The 21037-nt window shown below is 52.3% G+C and carries 37 protein-coding genes; 6 read left to right on the top strand and 31 right to left on the bottom strand.

Annotated features, from left to right (window positions below; all coding sequences use genetic code 11):
• Positions 1–226 precede the first annotated feature (226 nt).
• On the top strand, positions 227–775 hold the full coding sequence (locus tag J5224_RS17850; RefSeq protein WP_264626633.1) for a gamma carbonic anhydrase family protein: 549 nt from the start codon (positions 227–229) through the stop codon (positions 773–775).
• On the opposite strand, the gene J5224_RS17845 is transcribed toward J5224_RS17850, so the two are convergent.
• The 6 genes from J5224_RS17845 to dprA are packed head-to-tail and all read right to left on the bottom strand — an operon-like array spanning position 760 to position 4564.
• The gene (locus tag J5224_RS17845) at positions 760–1017 is read right to left on the bottom strand and encodes a DUF1488 domain-containing protein (RefSeq protein ID WP_264626632.1); all 258 of its coding nucleotides are present in this window, start codon (positions 1015–1017) and stop codon (positions 760–762) included. The two genes, J5224_RS17850 and J5224_RS17845, sit on opposite strands and share 16 nt — an antisense overlap.
• Positions 1014–1841 carry a shikimate dehydrogenase gene (aroE, locus tag J5224_RS17840; RefSeq protein WP_264626631.1) on the bottom strand — a complete coding sequence of 276 codons (828 nt, stop codon included), beginning with the start codon at positions 1839–1841 and terminating at the stop codon, positions 1014–1016. The genes J5224_RS17845 and aroE overlap by 4 nt, the downstream gene beginning before the upstream one ends.
• A gap of 15 nt (positions 1842–1856) precedes the next feature.
• Positions 1857–2426, bottom strand: a complete 570-nt coding sequence (gene tsaC / locus J5224_RS17835; RefSeq protein ID WP_264626630.1) for an L-threonylcarbamoyladenylate synthase type 1 TsaC — start codon at positions 2424–2426, stop codon at positions 1857–1859.
• A complete protein-coding gene (locus J5224_RS17830; RefSeq protein WP_264626629.1) occupies positions 2419–2976 on the bottom strand; it encodes a type I DNA topoisomerase in 558 nt (185 codons plus the stop codon). The genes tsaC and J5224_RS17830 overlap by 8 nt, the downstream gene beginning before the upstream one ends.
• A gap of 21 nt (positions 2977–2997) precedes the next feature.
• Positions 2998–3471 (bottom strand): DUF494 family protein, encoded by a 474-nt coding sequence (locus J5224_RS17825; protein WP_195316380.1) that lies wholly within the window; start codon positions 3469–3471, stop codon positions 2998–3000.
• On the bottom strand, positions 3443–4564 hold the full coding sequence (dprA, locus tag J5224_RS17820; protein WP_264626628.1) for a DNA-protecting protein DprA: 1122 nt from the start codon (positions 4562–4564) through the stop codon (positions 3443–3445). Before dprA ends, J5224_RS17825 begins: the two co-directional genes overlap by 29 nt.
• 115 nt (positions 4565–4679) lie before the next feature.
• Here dprA and def point away from each other — a divergent pair, with 115 nt between their 5' ends.
• From def to mscL, 5 genes are all read left to right on the top strand, one after another.
• Positions 4680–5189, top strand: coding sequence for a peptide deformylase (def, locus tag J5224_RS17815; RefSeq protein ID WP_264626627.1), 510 nt, complete (start codon positions 4680–4682; stop codon positions 5187–5189).
• A gap of 25 nt (positions 5190–5214) precedes the next feature.
• Positions 5215–6165, top strand: coding sequence for a methionyl-tRNA formyltransferase (fmt, locus tag J5224_RS17810; protein ID WP_264626626.1), 951 nt, complete (start codon positions 5215–5217; stop codon positions 6163–6165).
• 73 nt (positions 6166–6238) lie between these two features.
• Positions 6239–7534, top strand: a complete 1296-nt coding sequence (gene rsmB / locus J5224_RS17805) for a 16S rRNA (cytosine(967)-C(5))-methyltransferase RsmB (RefSeq protein WP_264626625.1) — start codon at positions 6239–6241, stop codon at positions 7532–7534.
• A 24-nt stretch (positions 7535–7558) separates the two neighbouring features.
• Positions 7559–8935: a Trk system potassium transporter TrkA gene (gene trkA, locus J5224_RS17800; RefSeq protein ID WP_264626624.1), complete on the top strand. Its 1377-nt coding sequence runs from the start codon at positions 7559–7561 to the stop codon at positions 8933–8935.
• A 178-nt stretch (positions 8936–9113) separates the two neighbouring features.
• Complete coding sequence (gene mscL / locus J5224_RS17795) at positions 9114–9524, top strand: large-conductance mechanosensitive channel protein MscL (protein WP_195316374.1); 411 nt, start codon at positions 9114–9116, stop codon at positions 9522–9524.
• On the opposite strand, the gene J5224_RS17790 is transcribed toward mscL, so the two are convergent.
• From J5224_RS17790 to rpsS, 25 genes are all read right to left on the bottom strand, one after another.
• Entirely contained in the window at positions 9506–9757 is a 252-nt protein-coding gene (locus tag J5224_RS17790; RefSeq protein WP_264626634.1) for an alternative ribosome-rescue factor A, read from the bottom strand. The two genes, mscL and J5224_RS17790, sit on opposite strands and share 19 nt — an antisense overlap.
• A 65-nt stretch (positions 9758–9822) precedes the next feature.
• Positions 9823–10119, bottom strand: a complete 297-nt coding sequence (locus J5224_RS17785) for a hypothetical protein (RefSeq protein ID WP_264626623.1) — start codon at positions 10117–10119, stop codon at positions 9823–9825.
• Positions 10085–10477: a 50S ribosomal protein L17 gene (gene rplQ / locus J5224_RS17780; RefSeq protein WP_195316372.1), complete on the bottom strand. Its 393-nt coding sequence runs from the start codon at positions 10475–10477 to the stop codon at positions 10085–10087. The genes J5224_RS17785 and rplQ overlap by 35 nt, the downstream gene beginning before the upstream one ends.
• 40 nt (positions 10478–10517) lie before the next feature.
• Positions 10518–11507: a DNA-directed RNA polymerase subunit alpha gene (locus tag J5224_RS17775; RefSeq protein ID WP_264626622.1), complete on the bottom strand. Its 990-nt coding sequence runs from the start codon at positions 11505–11507 to the stop codon at positions 10518–10520.
• A gap of 25 nt (positions 11508–11532) precedes the next feature.
• Positions 11533–12153, bottom strand: coding sequence for a 30S ribosomal protein S4 (rpsD, locus tag J5224_RS17770; RefSeq protein ID WP_195316370.1), 621 nt, complete (start codon positions 12151–12153; stop codon positions 11533–11535).
• Between the two features lie 30 nt (positions 12154–12183).
• Complete coding sequence (rpsK, locus tag J5224_RS17765) at positions 12184–12573, bottom strand: 30S ribosomal protein S11 (protein WP_002919257.1); 390 nt, start codon at positions 12571–12573, stop codon at positions 12184–12186.
• Between the two features lie 16 nt (positions 12574–12589).
• Positions 12590–12946, bottom strand: coding sequence for a 30S ribosomal protein S13 (gene rpsM / locus J5224_RS17760; RefSeq protein WP_222158725.1), 357 nt, complete (start codon positions 12944–12946; stop codon positions 12590–12592).
• Positions 12947–13092: 146 nt separating this feature from the next.
• Positions 13093–13209, bottom strand: coding sequence for a 50S ribosomal protein L36 (gene rpmJ, locus J5224_RS17755; RefSeq protein WP_002227352.1), 117 nt, complete (start codon positions 13207–13209; stop codon positions 13093–13095).
• A 32-nt stretch (positions 13210–13241) separates the two neighbouring features.
• Positions 13242–14573: a preprotein translocase subunit SecY gene (gene secY, locus J5224_RS17750; RefSeq protein ID WP_222158726.1), complete on the bottom strand. Its 1332-nt coding sequence runs from the start codon at positions 14571–14573 to the stop codon at positions 13242–13244.
• Positions 14574–14580: 7 nt separating this feature from the next.
• Positions 14581–15015: a 50S ribosomal protein L15 gene (gene rplO, locus J5224_RS17745; RefSeq protein WP_264626621.1), complete on the bottom strand. Its 435-nt coding sequence runs from the start codon at positions 15013–15015 to the stop codon at positions 14581–14583.
• 3 nt (positions 15016–15018) lie between these two features.
• Positions 15019–15198, bottom strand: a complete 180-nt coding sequence (gene rpmD, locus J5224_RS17740) for a 50S ribosomal protein L30 (protein WP_038016616.1) — start codon at positions 15196–15198, stop codon at positions 15019–15021.
• A gap of 6 nt (positions 15199–15204) precedes the next feature.
• Positions 15205–15705, bottom strand: coding sequence for a 30S ribosomal protein S5 (rpsE, locus tag J5224_RS17735; RefSeq protein WP_222158728.1), 501 nt, complete (start codon positions 15703–15705; stop codon positions 15205–15207).
• Positions 15706–15719: 14 nt separating this feature from the next.
• Positions 15720–16073 carry a 50S ribosomal protein L18 gene (gene rplR / locus J5224_RS17730; protein WP_080884204.1) on the bottom strand — a complete coding sequence of 118 codons (354 nt, stop codon included), beginning with the start codon at positions 16071–16073 and terminating at the stop codon, positions 15720–15722.
• Between the two features lie 9 nt (positions 16074–16082).
• The gene (gene rplF / locus J5224_RS17725; protein WP_264626620.1) at positions 16083–16616 is read right to left on the bottom strand and encodes a 50S ribosomal protein L6; all 534 of its coding nucleotides are present in this window, start codon (positions 16614–16616) and stop codon (positions 16083–16085) included.
• Between the two features lie 12 nt (positions 16617–16628).
• Entirely contained in the window at positions 16629–17021 is a 393-nt protein-coding gene (gene rpsH / locus J5224_RS17720; protein WP_222158730.1) for a 30S ribosomal protein S8, read from the bottom strand.
• Between the two features lie 33 nt (positions 17022–17054).
• Positions 17055–17360 (bottom strand): 30S ribosomal protein S14, encoded by a 306-nt coding sequence (gene rpsN / locus J5224_RS17715; protein WP_264626619.1) that lies wholly within the window; start codon positions 17358–17360, stop codon positions 17055–17057.
• A gap of 13 nt (positions 17361–17373) precedes the next feature.
• Positions 17374–17913, bottom strand: coding sequence for a 50S ribosomal protein L5 (gene rplE, locus J5224_RS17710; protein ID WP_222158732.1), 540 nt, complete (start codon positions 17911–17913; stop codon positions 17374–17376).
• Positions 17914–17927: 14 nt separating this feature from the next.
• A complete protein-coding gene (gene rplX, locus J5224_RS17705) occupies positions 17928–18242 on the bottom strand; it encodes a 50S ribosomal protein L24 (protein ID WP_222158733.1) in 315 nt (104 codons plus the stop codon).
• Between the two features lie 10 nt (positions 18243–18252).
• A complete protein-coding gene (rplN, locus tag J5224_RS17700; protein ID WP_023479426.1) occupies positions 18253–18624 on the bottom strand; it encodes a 50S ribosomal protein L14 in 372 nt (123 codons plus the stop codon).
• Positions 18625–18812: 188 nt separating this feature from the next.
• A complete protein-coding gene (rpsQ, locus tag J5224_RS17695; protein ID WP_195316360.1) occupies positions 18813–19067 on the bottom strand; it encodes a 30S ribosomal protein S17 in 255 nt (84 codons plus the stop codon).
• Positions 19067–19258, bottom strand: a complete 192-nt coding sequence (gene rpmC, locus J5224_RS17690; protein WP_024107517.1) for a 50S ribosomal protein L29 — start codon at positions 19256–19258, stop codon at positions 19067–19069. The genes rpsQ and rpmC overlap by 1 nt, the downstream gene beginning before the upstream one ends.
• Positions 19258–19668, bottom strand: coding sequence for a 50S ribosomal protein L16 (gene rplP, locus J5224_RS17685; protein WP_009111208.1), 411 nt, complete (start codon positions 19666–19668; stop codon positions 19258–19260). The genes rpmC and rplP overlap by 1 nt, the downstream gene beginning before the upstream one ends.
• A 12-nt stretch (positions 19669–19680) precedes the next feature.
• Positions 19681–20382, bottom strand: coding sequence for a 30S ribosomal protein S3 (gene rpsC, locus J5224_RS17680; RefSeq protein WP_005970274.1), 702 nt, complete (start codon positions 20380–20382; stop codon positions 19681–19683).
• 17 nt (positions 20383–20399) lie between these two features.
• On the bottom strand, positions 20400–20732 hold the full coding sequence (gene rplV, locus J5224_RS17675; protein ID WP_196908040.1) for a 50S ribosomal protein L22: 333 nt from the start codon (positions 20730–20732) through the stop codon (positions 20400–20402).
• Between the two features lie 14 nt (positions 20733–20746).
• Positions 20747–21025 (bottom strand): 30S ribosomal protein S19, encoded by a 279-nt coding sequence (gene rpsS / locus J5224_RS17670; protein WP_161133058.1) that lies wholly within the window; start codon positions 21023–21025, stop codon positions 20747–20749.
• Positions 21026–21037: the final 12 nt, after the last annotated feature.

The raw sequence follows: 21037 nt of genomic DNA, 5'->3' as shown, positions 1-21037 counted from the left end.
CTCGCCTTGAATCGCTTCGTGTCGTGTCAACGGAGGCGCATTATAGGGATCCCAGTAATTTACACAACCCCTTTTTTGGATCTTTTTTTCTGTTCGCGCGTTTTTTACCCCCTTCGTTGAGATCCTGCGCAACCCGCGCTATTTTCAACCTACTTTTGCTGCTTCTGGCAGCAGCAGGACCACAATTAGGGTAAGTTACTCTTTTCGAATGTATTGAGAGGTAAATATGGGCTCCCACGCATTGCGTTCTTATAAGGATGCGTTCCCCACTGTCGGGAAAAACGTGATGATCGATCCCTCCAGCGTTGTGATCGGCAACACGACGCTTGGTGATGATGTCAGCATCTGGCCATTAGTCACGATCCGTGGCGACGTGCATGAAATCCACATCGGCGCACGCACCAATATCCAGGATGGCAGCGTATTGCACGTAACCCACCGCTCAGCGAGCAATCCGCAGGGTAATCCGTTGATCGTTGGTGAAGAGGTCACCGTAGGCCATAAAGTCATGCTACACGGTTGCACCATCGGCAACCGTGTATTGGTCGGTATGGGATCGATCCTGCTGGATGGCGTTATCGTAGAAGATGATGTGATGATTGGCGCGGGCAGTCTGGTACCGCCCGGTAAGCGCTTGCAGAGTGGTTATCTCTATCTTGGCAGTCCAGTGAAGCAAATCCGGCCACTGACAGCAGAAGAGATCGAGGGTTTACGCTACTCCGCCAATAACTACGCCACGTGGAAGAACGACTATCTGGCTCAGGACAGCGAGTAATATCCCTCACTGTCATCTTGTTCATTGAGCACCCGAGCTTCGAAAAGATCTTCGATATCCCAGCGGTGCTCTCTGAACAATGCCAGCCAGCTATCCGCATCGGTTCCGCCAAAACGCGTCTGAAGTTGCGCGGCACTGATACGGCATTCACGCTGAAAACCGCTGACCAGCACAGGGAAATAGATCATACGATCCTCTTCGCTCCACGCTTCGCGATCGGGAAACTGGATCGACTGATTCATGCGTTAAGTGTTTTTTTCATCTGTTCGATCACCGGCGTGGTATCGGGCATCACACCGTGCCAGAGGAAAAACGCATGTGCCGCCTGATTGATCAACATACCAAATCCATCCGCCAACTGTGACGCCCCCTGCTGCTGGCACCACAGTAAAAACGGTGTCAGGCTGGCTTGATAGAACATGTCATAACAGCGCGTAGAAGCCGTGATCAACGAGGCAGGCAGATCGGGAATATCGCCGGCGATCCCTGACGAGGTGGCGTTGATGATCAGATCGAAGTTTTCGCCTTCGAGCCCATCCAGCGGCAACGCTTCAATCGGTCCCACCGGCTGAAACAGTGTCGCGAGCGCTTCTGCCTTGGCAAACGTCCGATTGGTCACCACCAGCGAACACCCATGGCTCAATAATGGCTGAATTACGCCACGGCTGGCACCACCAGCACCAATCAACAGCACCCGATCCTGCGGCGTCACCAGCGCAAGACGTTGCAAATCACTCAGTAGCCCGATGCCGTCGGTATTATCCCCCAGCAACCGGCCGTCTTCGAGCCGCTTCACGGTATTGACCGCGCCGGCTAACGAGGCGCGTTGGCTCAGTTCATCGACTTCCTGATAGGCGCGCTCCTTGAAGGGCATGGTGATATTCGCCCCCAACGCCCCTGCCTGAAAAAAATCACGCAGCGTTTGTTCAAAACTGTCGAGCGGTGCCAACAGGCGTTCATACGTCAAAGGGATCCCGGCTTGCTCGGAAAACAGCGCATGGATCTGTGGCGATTTGCTGTGCGCAATAGGATGACCAAAAACCGCGAATGACCTTACTTCAGACACCGATATCTCCACTTGTTAACCTTGTCGTATCAGGTTGCCCGTCAGGACATCCCGAATTTCAGACGGATTCTGCCGCCCGGAGGTTTCTCCGTGCAGCACAGGGAAAGCCTCGCCAAACTGCTCCAAAACCTCTTGTGCAGTGCGACACGGCGGTAACCCAGTCAGATTGGCGCTGGTTGAAACGATGGGCTTGCCAAACGCCAGGCAAAGTTCACGCACAAGAGGATGCGCGCTAACGCGCACCGCCAACGATGAGAATTGTCCGGTCAACCAACGCGGCGTACTCGGCCTGGCGGGCATCACCCACGTTACCGGTCCCGGCCAGGAGGCAAACATCACCGCCTTTTGCTCAGCGTTGAGCTGGCTGTCATCAATATAGGGAGTGAGCTGTTGATAATCAGCCGCGATCAGGATCAACCCCTTTTCGACGGGCCGTTGTTTCAAGACCAGCAGTTGCATCACTGCGGCTTCACTGTCAGGATCGCACCCTAAGCCAAAAACCGCTTCGGTCGGATAGGCGATGACATTCTGCTTTATCAGTTCCTGAATGACAGAAACCGGTTGTTCATTCACTGCATTACTCATTGGTATCAACTTCTGCCGTTACCGGCTTTCCACAGGCTTTACTGGCGCAAAAACGTTTGACGCCCTGCGCCGTTTTCTTTTCGAACAAGAGCGGATAGTGGCAGGTTGGACACGTTCCCGCCACCGGTTTATGGTTGAGCGCAAATTGGCACTCCGGGTAACGCTCACAGGCGTGAAACACTTTGCCAAAGCGCGATTTACGTTGCAGCAGTTTGCCTTTGCCACATTGTGGACAGGTTAATGTGGTTTCATCCGGGCGGTCGATGACCTCGGTATGGTCACACGCTGGGTAGTTACTACAGCCAATAAACATGCCATAGCGCCCCTGCCGCAACACCAGCGTCCCCTGGCACTGCGGGCAGAGTTGCCCAGACAGCTCCTTCACAATATGGCCATCCGCATTGGCTTTCAGCGGACGCACGAATTCGCACTCCGGGTAGCGTGAGCAGCCCAAAAAAGGGCCGCGGCGGCTGGAGCGAATCACCAGCGGCGCGCCGCACTCAGGGCAGCACTCCGCCTTTTTATCTGCCATAAGCGCAGGGGTTACCATGGTTTATTCTGACTTGTCGGTTTAATGCAAATACTCCTCATCTGCTTCAAACAGCAGATCTTCCATTTGCTGGTAGGCGTTTTCACATCCGGGTAGATTGAACAACACCATGAGGATCACCCATTTAAGATCGTCCAGATCGAATGATAAGGTATCCAGCGCCATCACACGGTCGATCACCATCTCACGCGTTTCAAGATTCAACACGTTGATTTGCTCCAGGAACAACAAAAAGCCCCGGCACTCGGTGTCGAAGCGCTGCTCCTCTTCCTGCGTATAAATGCGCAGTGCATGGGGATCGCTTGCCAAGGCAAAAGGCACTTCTTTGCCTTCCTGCAAATCCGCCAGGCGCTCCAGCCAGTTCAATGCGCTATAGATATCAGCACGATCGAACCCCGCCCGCGTGAGGTCATCAGTTAACGCATCCTGATCAACGCGTAGTTCCGTTTCGTTGTGGATGTAAGTTTCAAACAAGTACATGAGTACGTCGAACATGGCCAGCCCTCCTCAATCGGACATAGCCGCCGGGTACTGCTTCTATCCATCCTGCTAACTCCAGATCCAGCAACTTACCTACTACCTCTGGCACAGGTTGGCCCGCACGTTCAGCGACAACATCAACAGGTGTAACCTCATCTCCTACGTTAGCCAACACGTCGGCAAATGGCAATTCCACATCGGCGTCCAGAGCAGAAATAGTTTCATTTTCGCCAAGGGACAGCCAGGATAACCCACTGCCTAACTGTTCAATGATGTCTTTGGGGCAGGTAATCAGATAGGCTCCCTGCTGGATAAGCCAGTGCGTACCCTGTGTCATGGGGTTATCCAAAGCACCCGGTAGCGCAAAGAGTTCGCGATTCTGCTCCAACGCACAGCGCGCCGTGACTAAAGAACCGCTGCGCAGGGAAGCTTCGACAATCAGCACGCCGAGGCTCATTCCGCTGATGATACGATTACGGCGGGGAAAGTTGATTGCCCTCGGGGGCTCATTCAGGGGAAATTCGGAAACAAGCGCACCGTCTTGCTCCACCAACCGTTCTGCCAGCGCACGATGGCGACGGGGATACATCTGCTGTAATCCATTGCCCAGCACCGCCACGCTTTTCCCGCCGGCATCCAGCGCCGTCTGATGCGCCACGCCATCGATGCCTAACGCCAAACCGCTGGTGATAACAAAACCATTTAACACCAGTTCCTGCGCAAAATAGTGTCCCCACTGCGCACCATAGGCAGAAGGGTGACGGCTGCCGACCATAGCAAGTTGAGGAGCACAGAGAAGCTGGGGGTTACCACGCACAAACAGTGCCCGAGGCGAAGCAGGGATCTGCCGCAGTAAGGGGGGATAGCGCGCGTCTGCGTACGTAAGCAGATGGTGAGTCGGTTCCTCCAGCCAACGTAATGCCGTTTCATACTCCCTTTCATCCAGCGTGAAAAATTGCGTGACCTGCTCTTCAGACAGAGCCAGCGCAGACAGTGCCTCGGCGGTGACCTCCGTCAGCGGACGTAATCGCTCCACCAATTGCACCGTTTTCGCCGCGTTGAGGCGGCGCACGTTCATTAACCGCAGCCACAGCTCCACGTCCTGCATGCGTTCATCCTTGTGCCATTGCGCTTTACAGGGCAAATGCTGTCAATCAGAACCGGAAATGTCTAGAATAGATCCAGATACGCTTTCATCAACCGGATAAAGATCGAAATCAACTATGTCAGTTTTGCAGGTATTACATTTTCCAGACGAGCGGCTTCGCACTATCGCGAAACCTGTCGCAGAGGTTAATGCAGAAATTCAGCGCATCGTCGATGATATGTTCGACACCATGTACGAAGAAGAAGGCATCGGCCTTGCTGCGAGTCAGGTGGACGTACATCAGCGCATTATCGTGATTGACGTTTCCGAAGAACGCGATCAGCGTTTGGTGTTGATCAACCCAGAACTGCTGGAAAAAGACGGCGATACCGGTATTGAAGAGGGTTGTCTGTCCATTCCTGAAACCCGTGCGCTGGTGCCACGGGCTGAGCGCGTGAAGGTCAAAGCGCTGGACCGGGAAGGTAACCCGTTTGAGCTGGAAGCCGATGGCCTGTTGGCAATCTGTATCCAACACGAAATGGACCATCTGGTTGGCAAGCTGTTTATTGATTATCTCTCGCCGTTAAAACGCCAGAGAATTCGCCAAAAGCTGGAAAAAATGGCCCGACTGAACAGTCGTCCATAATCTTATCACTACCGCAGGAAACGCCGTGTCCGAAAGCTCCCTACGCATTATTTTCGCGGGTACACCTGACTTCGCAGCGCGCCACCTTGACGCGCTGCTGACTTCACCGCATCAGGTGGTGGGTGTTTTTACCCAACCCGATCGTCCGGCAGGCCGAGGCAACAAACTGACGCCCAGCCCAGTCAAAGTGTTGGCTGAACAACACGGCGTCCCGGTGTTGCAGCCCAAATCGCTGCGCCCAGCAGAAAATCAGCAACTGGTCGCTGATTTACAGGCGGATATCATGGTGGTCGTGGCCTACGGCTTGATCCTGCCGCAGGCGGTGTTAGATATGCCGCGCCTGGGCTGTATCAATGTGCACGGCTCACTGCTACCGCGCTGGCGCGGTGCAGCACCGATACAACGCTCGCTTTGGGCCGGAGACGCTGAAACCGGTGTCACCATCATGCAAATGGATGCAGGGTTGGATACCGGTGCCATGCTGCATAAGTTGTCATGCCCGATAACGCCGCAAGACACCAGCGCTTCGCTGTACGATCGTCTGGCAGAGCTGGGCCCGCAGGGGTTGCTGACGACGCTGGCCGCACTGGCGCAGGGAACCGCTGCCGCGGAAAAACAAGATGACAGTCTGGCGACTTACGCCGAAAAACTGAGCAAAGAAGAGGCTAAGCTTGACTGGTCACTCAGTGCCGAGCAACTGGAACGCTGCATTCGTGCCTTCAATCCCTGGCCTGTCAGCTATATCACCATTGACGAACAGCCTGTTAAAGTGTGGAAAGCCAGCGCATTGGACGCAGACCATAGCGCACAACCCGGCACGATCATCAGTGCAGATAAGCAAGGTATACAGGTCGCCACCGCGCAAGGGGTACTGAACCTGCTGCAACTGCAACCTGCGGGCAAAAAACCGATGTCGGTGCTGGATCTGCTCAATTCGCGTCGCGAATGGTTCACTCCAGGCAACGTACTGGCATAATACATTCATCCATTAAAAGGCATCGCGTCTGCTGTTATGGCAGGCGCGTTACCGTTTCAGACAATCACTATCCATGAAAACAACATACAATCTGCGCGCCATCGCCGCGAACGTTATCGGCCAGGTGCTCGATAAAGGTCAGTCGCTAAGCTCACTACTGCCACAATATCAGCGTGATATCTCAGAAAAGGATCGTGCCCTGTTGCAAGAGCTGTGCTTCGGCGTATTGCGCGTGTTGCCGCAGTTAGAGTGGATAATTCAGCAGTTGATGGCAAAAACGCTGACCGGGAAGCAGCGCACGTTGCACTACCTGATTATGGTGGGTATCTATCAACTCGCTCACACGCGCATCCCGGCACATGCCGCGCTGTCTGAAACGGTTAACGGTGCTATCGCACTCAAGCGCCCACAGCTTAAAGGGTTGATCAACGGCGTACTGCGCCAATTCCAACGCCAGCAGGCCGAGTTGGATGAGCGCGCGGCTAACCATGCCTCGCGCTTCGCTCACCCCGAGTGGCTGTTAGCGCGTCTCAAGAAAGCTTACCCGCAGCAGTGGCAGCAGATTGTTGAGGCCAACAACCAGCGCCCCCCGATGTGGCTGCGCGTCAACCGCTTGCACCACACACGAGAACACTATTTAACACTGCTGACTGAGGCCGGTATCGCCGCGCAGTCACATCCGGAACAGGGCGAAGCCATCATGCTGAACGAGCCTTGTGCCGTAAACCTGCTGCCCGGCTTCGCGCAAGGTTGGGTTACCGTGCAAGATGTCGCTGCACAAGGTTGCGTGCGCTGGTTAGCGCCGCAGGACAATGAACATATTCTCGATCTGTGTGCGGCACCGGGTGGGAAAACCACCCATATTCTGGAAGCAGCGCCTCACGCTAAGGTATTGGCAGTCGATGTGGACCCGCAGCGGCTCGCACGGGTAAAAGAAAATTTACAACGCCTTAATCTTCACGCCGACGTAAGGCAAGGCGACGGACGCGAGCCTGCAGCCTGGTGTGGTGAGCAACAATTCGATCGTATTCTGCTCGATGCCCCCTGCTCCGCCACCGGCGTGATCCGCCGTCATCCTGATATCAAGTGGCTACGGCGCGACAGCGATATCGCCGAACTGGCACTGTTGCAGCAGGAGATTCTGGAGGCCATCTGGCCACGGCTGAAAGCAGGCGGTACGTTGGTTTATGCAACCTGCTCGATCTTACCGGAAGAGAATCAGCAGCAAATAGGAGCCTTTCTGACACGCCATGCGGATGCCGAACTGGTGGAAACGGGTGATGCACAGCATCCCGGCTTGCAAAAGTTACCGGCGGCAGAGGATGGCGATGGGTTCTTTTATGCTAAGTTGGTTAAGAGCATTGGCTGATAGCAACGGCAACGGGCACAGATCATGAAAATCATTATTCTTGGTGCAGGTCAGGTGGGCGGTACGCTGGCAGAAACGCTCTCTGGAGAAAACAACGACATTACTGTCGTTGATACTGACACCGCGCGACTGCGGCAGTTGCAGGATAAATTCGATTTGCGCGTCGTCGCTGGCTACGCCTCCCATCCGCGCGTACTGCGCGAAGCCGGGGCCGAAGATGCTGACATGCTGGTTGCCGTCACGAACTCGGATGAAACCAATATGGTGGCCTGTCAGGTCGCCTACTCGCTGTTCAATACGCCAAATCGCATCGCACGTATTCGCTCCGCAGAATACGTGCGCGCCGGTGAGCAACTGTTTCAGGCAGAAGCGGTGCCTATCGATCATTTGATCTCACCGGAACAGTTGGTCATCGACAATATCTACAAGCTTATCGAGTATCCCGGTGCGCTACAGGTGGTGAACTTCGCCGAAGGGAAAGTAAGTATCGCCGCAGTGAACGCTTACTACGGTGGCCCGCTGATCGGTAATGCGCTCTCCGCGCTGCGTGAGCATATGCCGCACATCGAAACCCGCGTCGCCGCGATCTTCCGCCACGACAGACCGATCCGTCCGCAGGGTTCAACCATTATCGAAGCGGGCGATGAAGTGTTCTTTGTTGCCGCTTCCCAGCATATTCGCGCCGTAATGAGCGAACTCCAGCGCTTAGAAAAGCCCTACAAGCGCATCATGATTGTCGGCGGTGGTAACGTCGGCGCGGGGTTGGCGCACAAGCTGGAAAAAGACTACAGCGTTAAACTGATCGAAAAGAACGAAGAACGTGCGATCGCCCTGGCTGAACTGCTGCAAGACACGATTGTGTTTCACGGCGATGCGTCCGATCAGGAGTTGCTGGCGCATGAGCATGTCGAACAAATCGATGTGTTTATAGCCATTACCAACGACGATGAAGCGAACATCATGTCCGCCATGCTGGCCAAACGCATGGGGGCAAAAAAAGCCATGGTACTGATCCAGCGACGCGCCTATGTCGATCTGGTTCAGGGCAGCGTTATCGATGTGGCCATTTCGCCACAGCAAGCAACGATTTCCGCATTGCTTGGTCATGTGCGTAAAGCGGATATTGTCAGCGTTTCATCATTACGACGCGGCGTGGCGGAAGCCATTGAGGCCATTGCGCACGGCGATGAAGGCACGTCAAAAGTGGTTGGCCGTATGATTGAGGATATCAAATTGCCTCCGGGCACCTTAATCGGTGCCATTGTACGCGGTGACGAAGTGATCATTGCCAACGCCAACATGAAGATAGAGCAAGGGGATCATGTGATCATGTTCCTGACGGACAAAAAGTTTGTCCCTGAAGTGGAGCGCCTGTTCCAACCCAGTCCGTTCTTCCTGTAATCCTGCCGTTAACCCCGTACCTTGCCGTCATTCCCGCAAAGGCGGGAATCTCGTGCAGAATAACGCGTTTGCCTACAAGAGGTCACCGGCCTACTCCGATGACGACAGATCAACACCGCTGGCAATTATGTAACGCTTTGTTAAAATTTAGAGGTTCATTTTATCAAGGAGTTGGATCATGAGTATGCTAAAAGAGTTTCGCGAATTCGCGATGCGCGGCAACGTGGTAGATTTGGCAGTGGGTGTCATCATCGGCGCAGCATTTGGCAAGATCGTCTCCTCGCTCGTGGCCGATATCATTATGCCGCCATTGGGGTTACTGCTGGGCGGCATCGATTTCAAACATTTCGAATTAGTGCTGCGCGACGCGCAAGGGGATATCCCGGCCGTGGTGCTGCGCTACGGCCTCTTCCTGCAAAATATTTTCGATTTTGTCATCGTTGCGTTCGCCATTTTTATGGCCATCAAGGTGATGAATAACCTGCGCCGTAAAGAAGAAAAAGCGCCAGCACCGGCAAAACCGAGCGCTGAAGCGACGCTGTTAACTGAGATTCGCGATTTACTGAAAGATCAGCAGCCGAAAGCGTAACGCCGTTCAACGAGACCCAGTACAGCCATAATTTGAGAGGCCAGTGGTAAAGCATCCGTTGATGATTTACCACTGGCCTCCCAGTTTTGGCCCTTGCCCTGTTTGCCTTTGCGACAGTAGCTGCCTTTGCCTTTCTTGTTCTTCTCAATCCTTTGTCGGAACAAGGGGTCATGCAACAATGCTTCCAGCGCATTGTCTTGGATCTTGCCTTTCTTGTGCTGATAAGTGCTCATCACATCTCTCTTGGTTACGGTGTTAATCCGATTCATCGCCACGCGCCAGTTCCTGACACGCTAGCCTATTTTTCGGGCGCTATTCTTTCACCAGAAAACGTACTGTGCAAGCGATCGGCATATTCACCGTGTAAAAAATCGGTACTCATCCCTTTCTGTTGCAGGTTAAGTTCCAACATGCGTAACCGACGGCGCAGGTTTTCATGCGCTTCCGATTCAGGAAGCGTATTGGCGAGCAAACGCGATGCGCTAACAAAGCCATCATTTGCTAAACAATAGACGTAAAAAAACCGGGTTGCCCCGGTTTTTTTAACCCACCGCTGATGATTACTCAGCAGCAGCGGTTTCTTCTGCTTGTGCAACTGAACGATCAACCAGCTCGATGTAAGCCATCGGCGCGTTGTCGCCTGCACGGAAGCCACACTTCAGAATGCGAGTGTAACCACCGGCACGGCTCGCGAAACGCGGGCCCAGTTCATTAAACAGTTTTGCCACGATCTCGTTATCACGAGTACGGGCGAATGCCAGACGACGATTAGCAACGCTGTCGGTCTTGGCAAGAGTAATCAGCGGTTCAACAACACGGCGCAGCTCTTTTGCTTTTGGCAGGGTCGTCTTGATGATCTCATGACGAACCAAAGAACCAGCCATGTTACGGAACATAGCCTGACGATGGCTGCTGTTACGGTTCAGTTGACGACCACTCTTACGATGGCGCATGACCTTATCCTTCTCAGTAAAACCTTAACCTGTGACCGGGTTATTCATCAGCAATGCTTGCCGGCGGCCAGTTTTCCAGGCGCATGCCCAGAGACAGACCACGTGAGGCGAGCACATCTTTAATCTCGGTAAGAGATTTTTTACCCAGGTTAGGCGTTTTCAGCAATTCAACCTCGGTACGCTGTACCAGATCACCGATGTAGTGGATAGCTTCTGCCTTGAGGCAGTTAGCAGAGCGGACAGTCAATTCCAGATCGTCAACAGGGCGCAGCAGGATCGGATCGAATTCTGGTTTCTCTTCTTTCACTTCAGGCTGACGTACATCACGTAAATCAACAAAAGCTTCCAGTTGTTCAGCCAGAATGGTTGCCGCACGGCGGATCGCCTCTTCAGGATCGATCGTGCCATTGGTTTCCATTTCGATGACCAGCTTGTCCAGGTCGGTACGTTGTTCAACACGAGCTGCTTCAACATTGTAGGCAATACGCTCTACCGGGCTGTAGCAAGCATCGACCAACAAACGGCCAATCGGGCGCTCATCTTCTTCCGTATGAATACGGGCAGAAGCCGGCACATAACCACGACCACGTTGAACTTTGATACGCATGCTGATAGCTGCGTTTTCATCGGTCAGATGGCAGATCACGTGCTGCGGCTTGACGATTTCGACATCACCATCATGGGTGATGTCTGCTGCAGTCACAGGGCCAATGCCAGATTTATTCAGGGAAAGGATAACTTCATCTTTGCCCTGAACTTTCACCGCCAGCCCTTTCAGGTTGAGCAGGATTTCCAGGATATCTTCCTGTACGCCTTCTTTGGTGCTGTACTCGTGCAGTACACCATCAATCTCAACCTCGGTCACCGCGCAACCTGGCATGGATGAAAGCAGAATACGGCGCAGTGCGTTGCCAAGCGTATGGCCGAAACCACGCTCTAACGGCTCAAGGGTCACCTTGGCGTGCGTCGAACTTACTTGCTCGATATCAACCAGGCGCGGTTTTAGAAACTCTGTCACAGAACCCTGCATTGTGTCCTCTCTTTGGTACTAAGCTTTACTTGGAGTAAAGCTCGACGATCAGGTGTTCATTAATGTCCGCAGACAGATCGGTACGTTCAGGAATACGTTTGAACACACCTTCCATCTTGGCAGCATCAACTTCCAGCCAAGTCGGCTTTTCACGCTGTTCAGCCAGCTCCAATGCTGCTTTCACGCGAGATTGCTTTTTAGCTTTCTCACGGATGCTGACGACATCATTCGGTGATACCTGATAAGAAGCGATGCTGACAACGCGACCGTTTACCATAACAGCTTTGTGGCTCACCAACTGACGCGCTTCCGCACGAGTGGCGCCGAAGCCCATACGATAAACCACGTTATCCAGACGCCCTTCCAGCAGTTGCAGCAGGTTTGCACCTGTGTTGCCTTTCAGACGAGCAGCTTCTTTATAGTAGTTACGGAATTGACGCTCCAGAACACCGTAGATACGGCGAACTTTTTGTTTCTCACGCAACTGCACGCCGTAATCAGACAGACGCGGTTTACGCGCACCGTGCTGACCAGGGCCTTGTTCGATCTTACACTTGGAATCGATCGCGCGAACACCGGACTTAAGGAACAGGTCGGTGCCTTCACGACGGCTCAGCTTGAGCTTAGGACCCAAATATCTAGCCATTTTCTTTCTCCAACTATCCTAAAAGCGGCGTTATACGCGACGCTTTTTCGGCGGACGACAACCGTTATGGGGGATCGGAGTCACATCAGTAATATTAGTGATGCGGAAACCAGCCGCGTTCAGAGCGCGGATAGTAGACTCACGGCCCGGACCAGGTCCTTTAACCATAACTTCCAAGTTCTTGATACCGTATTCTTTCACGGCTTCAGCGCAACGTTCAGCAGCTACCTGAGCGGCGAACGGCGTAGATTTACGAGAACCACGGAAACCGGAACCACCGGCTGTTGCCCAACCCAGCGCGTTACCCTGACGATCGGTAATGGTCACGATGGTGTTGTTAAAAGAAGCATGGATATGAGCCACACCGTCAGAAACTTGTTTTCTTACACGCTTACGTGCACGAATAGGTGCTTTTGCCATTATTCAATCACCCCGATTATTTCTTGATCGGTTTGCGCGGACCCTTACGGGTACGGGCGTTGGTCTTAGTACGCTGACCGCGCACTGGCAGACCACGACGATGACGCAAACCGCGATAGCAACCAAGGTCCATCAGGCGCTTGATGCTCATGCTGATTTCACGGCGCAGATCACCTTCGACAACGAATTTGGCAACTTCTACACGCAGCGTTTCGATTTGCTCTTCAGACAGCTCACTGATCTTCACATCTTCAGCAATACCCGCCGCAGCACAAATGGCCTTGGAACGAGTCTTACCGACGCCATAGATCGAGGTTAACGCGATCACGGCATGTTTCTGATCAGGAATGTTAATGCCTGCTATACGGGCCACTATGCACTCCTATTATTCAATATGTACGCTCCATGCTGAAAAGCCCGTTTTCAGGATACTCAAATGGAAACGCACAGACATACAAAAGATTGGCTGGCTAATCTAGCCAGCTCAATCCAACTTTGCAAGAAAAATATGCGAGATAATCAGCCTTGGCGCTGTTTATGCTTCGGCTCGGCGCTGCAAATCACACGAACGACACCGTTACGCTTAACGATTTTGCAGTTACGACATAATTTCTTGACGGAAGCACGAACTTTCATTTTTACTCTCCGTAACTTCTCAAGCAATCCAATTAGCGGTTATAGCCTTTCAGATTTGCTTTCTTCAATGCAGACTCATACTGACTCGACATCATCAGAGTTTGCACTTGAGCCATAAAGTCCATGATGACCACGACGACGATCAACAGGGATGTACCCCCAAAATAGAAGGGGACCTTCATCGCATCACGCATGAACTCCGGGATCAGGCAGATAAAGGTAATGTACATTGCGCCGACCAGAGTCAGGCGGGTCATCACCTTATCGATGTATTTCGCCGTTTGCTCTCCCGGACGAATTCCTGGCACGAATGCACCGGACTTCTTCAGGTTATCTGCTGTTTCGCGCGGGTTGAAAACCAACGCCGTGTAGAAGAAACAGAAGAAGATGATTGCAGTCGCATAGAGTAGCACATAAAGCGGTTGTCCGGGCTGCAAATACATCGAAATAGTTGTCAGCCAGTTCCAACCGGTACCGCCCCCAAACCACGATGCAATCGTCGCAGGGAACAGGATGATACTGGAGGCGAAAATTGCCGGGATAACCCCTGCCATGTTCACTTTCAGCGGTAAGTGCGTACTCTGTGCTGCATAAACCCGACGACCTTGCTGACGCTTGGCGTAGTTAACGACGATACGACGCTGACCACGTTCAATGAAAACAACGAAGAAGGTTACTGCAAACACTAAAACTGCAACCAACAGCAGCACGAGGAAGTGCAGGTCGCCTTGCCGAGCTTGCTCGATAGTGTGGGCAATTGCCGGCGGTAAGCCCGCAACGATACCCGCAAAGATCAAGATAGAGATACCGTTACCGATACCGCGCTCAGTAATCTGTTCGCCCAGCCACATCAGGAACATAGTCCCGGTCACCAGACTTACAACAGCCGTAAAGTAAAATGCAAAGCCCGGATTAATCACCAGGCCCTGCATTCCTGGCATATTCGGTAAACCGGTAGCAATACCGATTGACTGGAATATGGCCAGTACCAACGTACCGTAACGGGTGTACTGGCTAATCTTGCGACGGCCAGCCTCCCCTTCTTTCTTGATTTCCGCCAACGTGGGGTGAACCACTGTCAGCAACTGGATAATAATAGAGGCCGAAATGTACGGCATAATACCCAGCGCAAAGATAGAAGCACGGCTGAGAGCACCACCAGAGAACATGTTAAACATTTCAATGATGGTGCCACGCTGTTGTTCGAGCAATTTGGCAAGCACAGTGGCATCAATACCAGGGATCGGAATAAAAGAGCCGATACGGAAAACGATGAGCGCGCCGATTACAAACAGCAGTCTGCGTTTCAGCTCGCCAACGCCACCCTTAGCACTTTGAAAATCTAATCCTGGTTGCTTAGCCATCTGCTACTTATTCCTCAATGTTACCGCCAGCAGCTTCGATAGCAGCACGCGCGCCTTTGGTCACACGCAGACCACGAATCGTTACCGGGCGGGAAACTTCACCAGACAGGATCACTTTCGCGAACTCGATCTGAACGCCAATAACGTTAGCAGCCTTCAGCGTGTTCAGGTCAACGACGTCGCCATCAACGCGAGCCAGATCGGACAGACGGATTTCCGCTGTGATCATCGCTTTGCGAGAGGTAAAGCCAAATTTCGGCAGACGACGATACAACGGCATCTGACCACCTTCGAACCCACGACGCACGCCACCGCCAGAACGAGACTTCTGACCTTTGTGACCACGACCGCCGGTTTTACCGAGGCCAGAACCGATACCACGACCCAAACGCTTCGGCGCGTGCTTCGCGCCTTCGGCCGGAGACAGAGTATTCAAACGCATCTGTTACTCCTCCACTTTAACCATGTAGTAAACCGCGTTGACCATACCGCGTACAGCAGGCGTATCTTCACGCTCAACGGTATGACCAATACGACGCAGACCCAGGCCAAGCAGCGTTGCCTTATGTTTCGGCAGACGACCGATTGCACTACGGGTTTGAGTAATCTTAATAGTCTTAGCCATGGTCAATTATCCCAGAATGTCGTCAACGGATTTGCCACGCTTGGCAGCAACCATTTCCGGGGAATTCATATTAGCCAAGCCATCGATAGTTGCACGAACCACGTTAATCGGGTTGGTGGAACCATAGGCTTTTGCCAATACGTTATGAACCCCAGCAACTTCCAGAACGGCGCGCATTGCACCGCCGGCAATGATACCGGTACCTTCGGAAGCCGGCTGCATGAATACGCGAGACCCAGTGTGAGCACCTTTAACCGGGTGCTGCAGGGTGCCGCCATTCAGCGCGACATTCAACATGTTGCGACGGGCTTTTTCCATCGCTTTCTGGATTGCTGCCGGAACTTCACGCGCTTTCCCGTAACCAAAACCAACGCGACCGTTGCCATCACCCACTACAGTCAGTGCGGTGAAGCTGAAAATACGACCACCTTTAACGGTTTTAGATACGCGATTTACCGCGATCAGCTTTTCCTGCAGTTCGCCAGCTTGTTTTTCGATGTGTGCCATCTTACACCTCTACCTTAGAACTGAAGGCCAGCTTCACGAGCAGCATCTGCCAGTGCCTGGACGCGACCATGATATTGGAACCCGGAACGGTCAAAGGACACATCTTTAATGCCTTTTTCCAATGCGCGCTCAGCGACTGCTTTACCTACAGCAGCAGCGGCATCTTTGTTGCCGGTGTACTTCAGTTGTTCTGCGATAGCTTTTTCTACAGTAGAAGCGGCTACCAGGATTTCAGAACCGTTCGGTGCGATAACCTGCGCATAAATATGGCGAGGGGTACGATGTACCACCAGGCGAGTCGCTCCCAATTCCTGGAGTTTGCGACGTGCGCGGGTTGCACGACGGATACGAGCTGATTTCTTATCCATAGTGTTACCTTACTTCTTCTTAGCCTCTTTGATACGCACGACTTCGTCGGCGTAACGGACACCCTTGCCTTTGTAAGGCTCAGGACGACGGTAAGCGCGCAGATCAGCTGCAACCTGACCGATAACCTGCTTATCAGCACCTTTCAGTACGATTTCAGTTTGAGTCGGGCATTCAGCTGTGATACCAGCCGGCAGCGCGTGGTCAATCGGGTGTGAGTACCCCAGAGACAAATTCACGACATTGCCTTTAACTGCGGCACGGTAACCTACGCCAACCAGTTGAAGCTTCTTGGTGAAGCCTTCGGTAACACCGATAACGACTGCGTTCAACAGTGCACGCGCGGTGCCTGCCTGTGCCCAACCGTCTACAAAACCTTCGCGCGGAGCGAAAGTCAGAGCGTTGTCAGCCACAGTAACTTCAACAGCGTCGTTGATGGTGCGAGTCAGCTCGCCGTTTTTACCCTTGATCGAAATAACCTGACCGTTGAGTTTTACCTCTACGCCGGCAGGAATGACGACGGGTGCTTTAGCAACACGAGACATTCTTTCCTCCGATTAAGCTACGTAGCAGATAATCTCGCCACCAAGACCAGCCTGGCGCGCTGCACGATCAGTCATAACACCTTTAGAGGTAGAAACAACCGCGATTCCTAAACCAGCCATAACCTTAGGCAGCTCATCTTTTTTCTTATAGATGCGCAGACTTGGGCGGCTGATACGCTGAATGCTTTCTACCACTGCCTTGCCCTGGAAGTATTTCAGAGAAATTTCCAGTTCAGGCTTGGTATCGCCTTCGATTTTGTAATCTTGAATATAACCTTCTTCCTTAAGCACTTTGGCAATTGCCACTTTCAGCTTGGAGGAAGGCATGGTGATCGCAACTTTGTTCGCGGCCTGACCGTTGCGTATACGGGTCAGCATGTCCGCGATCGGATCTTGCATGCTCATCTGTCTTTACTCCCGTGATTCAATTGGTGACAATTACCAGCTAGCCTTTTTCAGACCCGGAATTTCACCGCGCATGGCGGCTTCACGGACCTTGATACGGCTCAACCCGAACTTCCGCAGGAAAGCGTGCGGACGACCTGTCTGGCGGCAGCGGTTACGCTGACGGGACGGGCTGGAATCACGCGGCAGAGTCTGCAGCTTGAGAACAGCATCCCAACGATCTTCGTCAGATGAGTTCACATTGGAGATAATAGCTTTCAATTCAGTGCGTTTAGCAAAGAATTTCTCAGCCAATTTCACGCGTTTGACTTCGCGTGCTTTCATGGATTGCTTAGCCATTAGTAACCCTACCTTACTTGCGGAACGGGAAGTTAAAGGCGGCCAGCAGCGCGCGGCCTTCATCATCGGATTTCGCAGTGGTGGTAATGGTAATGTCCAAACCACGAACGCGATCGACTTTGTCATAGTCGATTTCCGGGAAGATGATCTGCTCACGCACGCCCATGCTGTAGTTGCCACGACCATCGAAGGACTTGGCAGACAGACCGCGGAAGTCACGAATACGCGGTACAGCAATGGAAATCAGGCGCTCAAGGAACTCCCACATGCGTTCGCCACGCAGAGTTACTTTACAGCCGATCGGATAGCCCTGGCGGATTTTGAAGCCTGCAACAGATTTGCGTGCTTTGGTGATCAACGGTTTTTGACCGGAGATAGCTGCCAGATCGGCTGCGGCGTTATCCAGCAGCTTCTTGTCAGCGATCGCTTCACCAACACCCATATTCAGGGTGATCTTCTCGACCCGAGGGACTTGCATGACAGAATTGTAGCTAAACTGAGTCATCAGTTTGCTAACCACTTCGTCTTTGTAGTAATCATGCAGTTTCGCCATCGTACTACTCCAAATTACTTGATAGTTTCGCTAGTAGATTTAAAGAAACGGACTTTTTTGCCGTCTTCGAATCTAAAGCCTACACGGTCAGCCTTACCAGTTGCCGCATTGAACAGTGCAACGTTGGAAAGCTGGATTGCAGCTTCTTTTTCAACGATGCCACCTGGTTGGTTCAGGGCCGGAACCGGCTTCTGATGTTTCTTAACCAGGTTGATACCTTCAACAACGATCTTGCTGGAAGACAGAACATTCTTAACTTTACCGCGCTTACCTTTATCTTTGCCGGTCAGCACGATAACTTCGTCATCACGACGGATTTTCGCTGCCATGGTTCGCTCCTTAGAGTACTTCTGGTGCCAGAGAGATAATTTTCATGAACTTTTCAGAACGCAGTTCACGAGTTACCGGCCCAAAAATACGCGTACCGATAGGCTGCTCGCTGTTATTGTTCAGAATAACGCATGCATTGCCATCGAAGCGAATGACAGAACCGTCCGGGCGACGAACACCCTTCTTGGTGCGCACCACTACCGCCTTCAGAACATCGCCTTTTTTCACCTTACCGCGAGGAATTGCTTCCTTGATGGTAATTTTGATGATATCGCCGACGCCTGCGTAGCGACGGTGCGAGCCACCTAGAACCTTGATACACATTACGCGACGTGCACCGGAGTTATCGGCCACGTTCAGCATAGTCTGTTCTTGGATCATTTTAGTGCTCCGCTAATGTCAACTACTACTTTTCAAACCCTTACGGGTCGTTTTTTCGAACCCTTACGGGTCATTAATACCCCAGAATCGAGGGCGCAGCATTATAACACCGCTTTTCGACCAAGGGTAGAAAAAATAAACGGCCCTTTGCAGAGCCGTTTATCGTTTTCAAGAAGAGCAATACTGTATTACAGAATCGCTTTCTCTACAACGCGAACCAACGTCCAAGACTTAGTTTTGGACAGCGGACGGCATTCGCGGATTTCAACCACGTCACCGATACCGCATTCGTTGTTCTCATCATGTACGTGCAGTTTGGTCGTACGTTTGATGAATTTCCCATACAGAGGGTGTTTCACAAAACGTTCGATTGCAACAACCATGGATTTCTCCATTTTGTCGCTCACAACACGACCTTGCAGAGTACGGATATTATCGCTCATTACGCACCCGCCTTCTGAGTCAGTAAAGTCTTAACACGTGCAATATTGCGACGCACTTGTTTTACCAGGTGAGTCTGTTGCAACTGACCACTGGCCGCTTGCATACGCAAGTTAAATTGCTCGCGCAGCAGTTCGAGCAGCTCGGTGTTCAGCTCTTCAACGCTCTTTTCACGCAGCTCATTTGCTTTCATTACATCACCGTCTTAGTTACAAAGGTGGTTTTGATCGGCAGTTTCGCTGCTGCCAGTTGGAATGCCTCACGGGCTAACTCTTCCGGCACACCGTCCATTTCGTACAGGACTTTACCTGGCTGAATCAAGGCAACCCAATATTCCACGTTACCTTTACCTTTACCCATACGTACTTCAAGCGGTTTCTCGGTAATTGGTTTGTCCGGGAATACTCGGATCCAAATTTTACCTTGACGCTTAACAGCACGGGTCATGGCACGACGTGCAGCTTCGATTTGGCGAGCGGTCAGGCGACCACGACCAACAGCTTTCAGACCGAAAGTACCGAAGCTGACATCCGTACCGGCAGCCAGACCGCGGTTACGGCCTTTGTGCATCTTACGGAATTTTGTACGCTTTGGTTGTAACATCAGCGACTCTCCTTACTTGCGGCCTTTACGCTGCTGCTTTTTAGGTTGAGCAGCCGGTTTTTCCGGTTGTTCAACGGCAGCCATACCACCCAGGATCTCACCTTTGAAGATCCACACTTTCACACCGATCACACCGTAAGTGGTGTGTGCTTCGGACGTGTTGTAGTCGATATCCGCACGCAGTGTGTGCAACGGAACGCGACCTTCGCGGTACCATTCGGTACGTGCGATTTCAGCACCGCCCAGGCGGCCACTGACTTCAACTTTAATGCCCTTGGCACCCAGACGCATGGCGTTCTGAACGGCACGCTTCATCGCACGACGGAACATCACACGACGTTCCAGCTGAGAAGTGATGCTGTCAGCAACCAGTTTCGCGTCCAGTTCCGGCTTGCGAACTTCTGCGATGTTGATCTGTGCAGGTACGCCAGCGATATCCGCTACAACTTTGCGCAGTTTTTCAACATCTTCACCTTTTTTACCGATAACGATGCCCGGACGAGCAGTGTGAATGGTCACACGGATGCTCTTGGCCGGACGTTCGATAACGATACGAGAGACGGAGGCTTTCTCCAGTTCTTTCGTCAGGTATTTACGAACTTTAAAATCGCTGTCCAGGTTGTCAGCGAATTCTTTGGTATTCGCATACCAGGTAGAGTTCCAAGGTTTGACAATACCCAGGCGAATACCATTAGGATGTACTTTCTGACCCATTGCTAGTCTCCAGAGTCTCAGCGATCGGACACAACCACAGAAATGTGGCTGGTACGCTTCAGGATGCGATCCGCACGACCTTTAGCACGCGGCATAATGCGCTTCATGCTCGGGCCTTCGTCTACGAAGATTTTCGCAACTTTCAGATCATCAATGTCAGCGCCATCGTTGTGCTCTGCGTTGGCAATGGCAGACTCCAGTACTTTTTTAACCAGACCAGCAGCTTTCTTGTTGGTGTAGGTCAGAATTTCCAGAGCTTGCGACACTTTCTTACCGCGAATCAGGTCAGCCACCAGGCGAACCTTTTGAGCAGAAGAACGAGCATGAAGATGTTTAGCGATAGTTTCCATCTCTTCCTCCTACCTTATTTTTTCTTGGCTTTTTTATCAGCCGCGTGACCGCGATAAGTACGAGTCGGCGCAAATTCACCCAATTTGTGACCGACCATTTCATCGGAAACAAATACTGGAACGTGCTGACGACCATTATGGACAGCGATGGTCAAACCGATCATAGTTGGAAAGATCGTTGAACGACGGGACCAAGTGCGCAGAGGCTTCTTGTCACCGCTTTCCACCGCTTTCTCTACCTTCTTCAGCAAGTGCAGGTCAATAAAGGGACCTTTCTTGAGAGAACGTGGCATGGTTTATCCTCT

It is taken from the genome of Candidatus Symbiopectobacterium sp. NZEC135, assembly GCF_025962695.1.
The sequence above is the reverse complement of the archived record's forward strand: the minus strand, read 5'-3'. Positions and strand labels throughout refer to the sequence as shown.